The organism is Nocardia sp. NPDC059236, assembly GCF_042754085.1.
Taxonomy (GTDB): Bacteria; Actinomycetota; Actinomycetes; order Mycobacteriales; family Mycobacteriaceae; genus Nocardia.
Genome location: NZ_JBHZAF010000130.1, coordinates 1 through 1004 on the forward strand (window position 1 = coordinate 1; position 1004 = coordinate 1004).

Here is a 1004-nt window from a genome sequence, read left to right on the forward strand (position 1 = left end):
CGCCGACGCCCTACTCCGCGATCTGGACCTCGCCCTCCTTCGCGCCATCCCTGCGCTGCCCACCGCACTCCCCTCCCCCGCGCCATCCCCCCGCGGAGGAACCACGTGACCCCGGCTCCCGCCTCCACTTCACCGTCCTCACCGACCTCCGCCGCGGCCTCGTCCTCGACGTCACCCACAGCGCGTCACCTATGGCGCCGAGCTCGGGGACTCCTCCTGGCCGCCGCCATCCTCGCCATGGCCGGAGTAGCGCTCGCCGCCCTGCGCTCCGACGAGCACACCGGCTCCCTCGATCCCCGCTCGACCACCCCCTACGGCAGCAAGGCCCTCTCCCGCCTCCTGGCCGACCGCGGCGTACACACCAAGGTCCTCACCCGTTCCACAGCCATCCCCCGACAGGTCGCTCCCGACTCCACCCTCCTGGTTCCGTTCCCCAACTCCCTCACCGAGCAGGAGCGCAAGGAGCTCCGAGAAGCCACCCGGCACTCCGGCCGCACCGTCCTGCTCGCCCCGAACCCCGAGACAACAACCGCTCTCCTCCCCGGCACACGTGCCTTGGCGCGCACGCCCGTCCAGCCGACCCCTCCCGACTGCGACTTCCCCGCAGCCCGCCGCGCAGGCGACGCCGACCTCGGTGGATACGGCTACACGACCGACACCGACCGCAACGAGAGCTGCTACTTGAGGAACGGCCACGCCACGCTGTTGCGCGTCGACCCGTCAAGCAGCGACGAGAACACCTCCGGTGGCGACACCGTCCTGCTGGGCGCACCCGACCCGCTCCACAACCGGAACCTCGACAAAAACGGCAACGCCTCGCTCACCCTCCAACTCCTCGGTTCCCACTCACAGCTCCTCTGGTACCTCCCCGCCGACGCCGCTCCCACCGACGACCAGGAGCGCGGTTTCTTCGACCTCCTGCCACGCGGCTGGTCATGGGCCGTCGCCCAACTCGCCGTCGCGGCCTTGCTCGCCGCGCTGTGGAGAGCCCGACGCCTGGGCCC

General features: G+C 71.3%; 1 protein-coding gene. It reads left to right on the forward strand.

Going from position 1 to position 1004, the window contains the following annotated elements; translation table 11 throughout:
* Positions 1-237: 237 nt before the first annotated feature.
* A partial coding sequence (locus ACFXIV_RS48430) for a DUF4350 domain-containing protein (RefSeq protein WP_379421604.1) occupies positions 238-1004 on the forward strand: 767 nt, incomplete at its 3' end.